The 4764-nt window shown below is 32.6% G+C and carries 5 protein-coding genes; 4 read left to right on the forward strand and 1 reads right to left on the reverse strand.

Annotated features, from left to right (window positions below):
* Nucleotides 1-213: 213 nt before the first annotated feature.
* From ACTHUW_RS12455 to ACTHUW_RS12470, 4 genes are all read left to right on the forward strand, one after another.
* Nucleotides 214-567 carry a carboxymuconolactone decarboxylase family protein gene (locus ACTHUW_RS12455; RefSeq protein ID WP_442198681.1) on the forward strand — a complete coding sequence of 118 codons (354 nt, stop codon included), beginning with the start codon at nucleotides 214-216 and terminating at the stop codon, nucleotides 565-567.
* 157 nt (nucleotides 568-724) lie between these two features.
* Nucleotides 725-1780: a uroporphyrinogen decarboxylase family protein gene (locus ACTHUW_RS12460; RefSeq protein WP_442198680.1), complete on the forward strand. Its 1056-nt coding sequence runs from the start codon at nucleotides 725-727 to the stop codon at nucleotides 1778-1780.
* A gap of 28 nt (nucleotides 1781-1808) precedes the next feature.
* A complete protein-coding gene (locus tag ACTHUW_RS12465; protein ID WP_442198679.1) occupies nucleotides 1809-3182 on the forward strand; it encodes a Na+/H+ antiporter NhaC family protein in 1374 nt (457 codons plus the stop codon).
* A 16-nt stretch (nucleotides 3183-3198) separates the two neighbouring features.
* Complete coding sequence (locus tag ACTHUW_RS12470; RefSeq protein ID WP_442198678.1) at nucleotides 3199-3855, forward strand: corrinoid protein; 657 nt, start codon at nucleotides 3199-3201, stop codon at nucleotides 3853-3855.
* A 126-nt stretch (nucleotides 3856-3981) separates the two neighbouring features.
* Here ACTHUW_RS12470 and ACTHUW_RS12475 read toward each other — a convergent pair.
* Nucleotides 3982-4764: transposase (locus ACTHUW_RS12475; RefSeq protein WP_442198677.1), on the reverse strand; the 783-nt coding region annotated here is incomplete at its 5' end.

The following is a 4764-nucleotide window of genomic DNA, read 5'->3' on the forward strand; positions in this document are numbered from 1 at the left end:
TTAAAAAAGAAAGTTAAAACTAAAGATTTTAACGCGTCGTAGACGCTATTTTTATTTAATAAGATTACCTATATGCAAACCATCTACTATAGATATTCTTAATTGGTAGATGGTTTTACTTAATGATAAAATAAAATTGTTGATACAAGCTTTCTTAGAAAATATAGATTAAGCTATAAGATTTTAAGAAATAGAAAAATTAGGAGTGATCAGATGGCAAGAGACGTTAGAGCAATATTAGAAGAGTTAAATAATGGTATGGAAGCAGTTGGAGCAATGAATCCAGAACATATGGAAGCTTTCGGAGGATTGGTAGGAGTTACCCTTGGCGAAGGAGCACTAGATGTAAAGACCAAGGAACTTATAGCTATAGGAATATCTGTATATAGTAGATGTGAATATTGTATAGTATCACATGTTTATGCAGCATTTAAAGCAGGATGTACTAAGGAAGAACTTTTAGAAGCGGCTTTTGTAGCCATAGCTTTCTCCGGAGGACCAGGTGTTGCATATAGTTCCACCTTATTAATGCAATCAATAGAAGAGTTTGCAAAGGACTTTGAATAGGATATAAATAAAATAAAATAAAAAGGATTTCTATGGAGAGAAGTCCCTTTTTTACGACAAATATTCTAAGAATAGTCAACTAATAATTTTTAATTGGAAATATGAAATATATATAAGTACTTCTATGAACCTTAAATCTAGAAAGGAAGCGGTTTAATTGAAAAGAGAAGAAATGACTCCTAGGGAGAGAATGGATGCTTTTTCTAGAGGAGAAGAAATTGATAGGATAATTTGTATACCTGATATGGGAGTTACAATGGTGCATTTCATTGGAGTAACAGCAAAAGATTATTATCATTCAGCTGAACTTATGGCAGAACTAGAGATAGCTTTATTTAAAAGGCTTAGACAAGATAGTGTAGGAATTTCCACCAGCCTAAGAGGTGTTGCAGAAGCCATGGGGTCTAAGGTTGGTTTTCCAGACTATAATATTTCCTATCTCTTAGAACCAGCTATTAAATCAAGGGATCAAATACAATCACTAAAGGTTGTAAATCCATTGAAAGACGGAAAGTTACCAATTTTAATTAAAGCATTAAAATTAACTAGAGATGCACTTATAAAGGAAGTAGACGTTGGTGCAGCAATGTCAGGCCCCTTCAGTGTGGCAGCCTCTGTTGTAGGAACAGAAAATTTATTAAAGTGGATGATTAAATATCCTGAATCTATTCATGCCTTAATGGAAGTAGTAACAGAATCTAACAATAGGTATATAGAGGAGGTTGCTAAATTGGGATTATCCATTGGTTTTGCAGATCCGGTCTCATCCAATAGTCTCTTAAGTGCAAAGCAATTTAGACAATTTTCTTTACCTTATCTTAAAAGTAACATTGAAAAGATAATAGAAAAAACAGGCAGTGCTCCAGCCATACATATATGTGGTAAGAGCAAGGATATTTGGGAGGATGTAGTTGAGGCAGGTATTTCTAACTTCAGTATAGATAATATAGAAGATTTGGAAGAAGCTAAGGAAATAATGGGAGATAGGGTGGTTATTACGGGGAATGTACCACCAGTTGAAGCAGTGCATAATGGAACAAAAGAAGATATTTTCAGATCAGTTAAAGAGTGTATAAGAAAGGGTCATGATTCTAAAAAAGGATATATACTCAGCACAGGATGCCAAATTCCAATGAATACACCAATTGAAAAAATTGAGATGTTTATGGAAGCTGGTAAAAAATACGGGAAATATCCAATTAAATTATCATAGTAAAACTAAATAATGGGGGTAAGTAGAAATGAAAAAACTTAATGAGAATAAGGGAAATGGTTTAGCTTTAATACCATTTATAATTTTTATATTAGTATATTTATTTTCGGGGATTATTTTACAATTAAAGGGAGTTGAAATGGCTTTTTACCAATTTCCAGCTCCAATAGCTGTTATTATTGGAATAGTATTTGCATTTATTCTAACAAAGGGATCATTAGATTCTAAATTTGATATATTTATTAAAGGATGTGGACACGAAAATATAATTACAATGTGTATTATATATTTACTAGCAGGTGCATTTTCTACAGTTTCAAGTAGTATGGGTGGAGTAGAGTCTACAGTGAATTTAGGACTTGCTTTGATTCCGTATAAATATATTACAGTAGGTATATTTATAATATCCGCATTCATATCTATTTCAACAGGAACCTCAATAGGAACTGTAATCGCCATAGCTCCTATAGCCGTAGACTTAGTAAGTAAAGCTGGTTTAAGTTTACCTTTAGCATTGGGAGCATTGGTTGGAGGGGTAATGTTTGGAGATAACTTATCCATAATATCAGATACTACTATAGCTGCCACAAAAACTCAAGGTGTGTCTATGAAAGATAAATTTAGAGCGAATATGGGATTTGCGGTGCCAGCAGCCTTAGTAACAATGGCTCTTTTATTAATATTTGGTACACCGATTAGTAATCCTGAAATAAATAAAGAAAGTTATAATATAATTAAAATAATGCCCTATATATTTGTATTAGTATCCGCTGTATTAGGAATGAATGTATTTGCAGTATTAATGGGTGGAATTGTTATATCTGGAGTTATTGGAATTTACTATGGAAATTTCACATTATTAGGATTATCCCAGGAAATATATGAGGGGTTTAAAGGAATGTTTGATATATTTTTACTTTCTCTATTAACTGGTGGTTTAGCAAATATGGTATCCACTGGTGGGGGCTTGGATTGGTTATTGTATAAGGTTCGAAGGAAAATTAAGGGTGAAAAATCTGCACAGCTAGGTATAAGTGCCTTAGTTGCTCTTACAGATGTTGCTACAGCTAACAATACTGTATCTATAATTGTTACAGGTCAATTAGCCAGTGAAATATCTAAGGAATACAAAGTAGACCCGAGAAAAACAGCTTCACTTTTAGACACTTTTTCATGCGTAATGCAGGGAATTATACCCTATGGAGCCCAACTATTAATCGCAGCTAGTTTTACAAATGGAGTTTTAAGTCCCGTTCAAATAGTAGGATATATGTGGTATTCAATATTATTGGCCATATTTGCTGTAATATCTATATTAACTCCCTTTGGAAACCGTTATTTAAGAAGAAATCCCTGGAATTTTGAAAAAAACATTCTAGAACATGAATCAATAGTTGAATAATCAAGGAGGTATTATAATGGATATACAAAAACTTTTTAAAAAAATAAGTGAAGCAGTAATAGAGATGGAAGATGATTTAGCTGTAGAATTGTGTAATAAATCACTTGAGCTACTTATACCAGCAGAAGAAACTATAGCGGAAGGTTTAGTTTCAGGCATGGATATAGTTGGCCAACTTTATGAAGAACAGGAATATTTCCTTCCTGAGGTACTTACGTGTTCAGATACATTAAATATAGGATTAGATATATTAAAACCCCATATAAAGACAGAGACAGTAGATAATCCCATAAAAGTAGTAATTGGTGTGGTTGAGGGTGATACCCATGATATAGGTAAAAATTTAGTAAAGATAATGACGGAATCAGCAGGATTTGAAGTACATGACTTAGGAAGGGATGTACCATTACAAGATTTTATAGATGTTGCTGAGAAAGTAGGTGCTAATTTCATATGTATGTCAACTCTAATGACAACAACTATGACTGGTATGAAAACAGTAATAGATATGTTAAAAGCAAGAGATATAAGAGAAAAATATAAAGTAATGATTGGTGGGGGACCCATATCTCAAAAATTTGCTGATGATATAGGTGCAGATGCATACACAGTAGGTGCAAATGAAGCTGTAAAAAGGATAAAGAAGATGGCCTTGGTTTCAGTTGAAAGCTAATTTAAGCAATCTGGTAATATGTCAAGAGATAGTTTCTAAGTAAATCAAAAGAAACGATTAAAAAAGACAAACTTAAATAGAACCTATGGTTTTTTGGTTAAAAACAGGTTTAAGTTTAAAGCTATTTTATTGTATCTCTCCAACTTTATCACTGGAGTAGATTTGATTTTTAGTCAGCAATCCAAAAATCAGGCGTACTAATTTACGAGATGTAAGTGCGAGGGCTCTTTTATGATTATGCTTAGTTACTTCACCAAACTTCTTGTAATAGTATTCTTTGTATTCTGGAGCATTATTTTTAACACTATTAGCAGCTTCAATTAAATAGTATCTAAGATATTTGTTACCAGTCTTTGTCATTCGGGTTTCGTCAGACTTAAAATTACCCGACTGATTAACCCTCCATGTAAGGCCTGCATACTTAGCTAAGGAATCATGAGATTTAAAGGAAGTAATAGTTCCTATCTCAGATAAAATACCACTAGCAAGTACTGGACCAATACCTGGAATTGAAATTAGAGACTGGAATTCAGTAGTGTTTATACCTTTAATATTTTTTTCGATTGCTTTATCAATAGTCTTAACCTCATCTTCTAAAGCTTTAATAACATTAAAAGATGATGCGATAGACACATTTAAAGGTTCGTAAAGTACTTTATCTAACCTATAGGAATCTCTAGCTGCTTTTTGTAATAACTTAGCAGTTTTAACTGGATCTGAAAATCGATTCCTTCCTTTCTCACTGACGAATACAACTAATTTTTCGAGAGAAGAATAAGTAATATCATCTAAAGAAAGAAAGTCTGTTAAAACAGCTGCTGAAGTCACTCCATAGGTATTGGAGAATGGTCTTTCTTTTTTATTTAATAGGAAAGTTCTACTTTTTCTATTAAATAAAAAAATAGGTAT

It is taken from the genome of Senegalia sp. (in: firmicutes), assembly GCF_052088025.1.
GTDB lineage: Bacteria > Bacillota > Clostridia > Tissierellales > SIT17 > Anaeromonas.

Bases quoted from the DNA above. Each gene is read 5' to 3' on its own strand.
- ACTHUW_RS12455 (WP_442198681.1), top strand. From the start codon at position 214: ATGGCAAGAGACGTTAGAGCAATATTAGAAGAGTTAAATAATGGTATG.
- ACTHUW_RS12465 (WP_442198679.1), top strand. From the start codon at position 1,809: ATGAAAAAACTTAATGAGAATAAGGGAAATGGTTTAGCTTTAATACCA.
- ACTHUW_RS12470 (WP_442198678.1), top strand. From the start codon at position 3,199: ATGGATATACAAAAACTTTTTAAAAAAATAAGTGAAGCAGTAATAGAG.